Origin of the sequence: Cupriavidus sp. SIMBA_020 (genome assembly GCF_046535395.1) — a bacterium.
Lineage (GTDB): Bacteria > Pseudomonadota > Gammaproteobacteria > Burkholderiales > Burkholderiaceae > Cupriavidus > Cupriavidus campinensis.
Map to the genome: position 1 here is coordinate 1 of NZ_JAWRWU010000934.1, position 260 is coordinate 260.

Consider the following 260-nt stretch of genomic DNA (forward strand, 5'->3'; position numbering starts at 1 on the left):
GAACCGCTGGACGTGGTGCGCCAGTCGGTGCTGGCTGCGCAGTCGCTGGACTGGCCGGCGGAAAAGCTGCGTGTCTACGTGCTCGATGACGGCCGTCGGCAGGAGTTCCGCGAGTTCAGCGAGCTGGCTGGCGTGGGTTACCTGACGCGCCCGGACAACAAGCACGCCAAGGCAGGCAACATCAACGCCGCGCTGACCAAGACCGACGGCGAATTCATCGCGGTGTTCGATTGCGACCACGTCACGGTGCGCTCGTTCCT

General features: G+C 65.4%; 1 protein-coding gene. It reads left to right on the plus strand.

Annotation, left to right across the window (positions count from 1 at the left end; translation table 11 throughout):
- Positions 1-260 (plus strand): glycosyltransferase (locus tag SB751_RS32190; protein WP_410749285.1); only part of this gene is annotated, 260 nt, incomplete at both ends.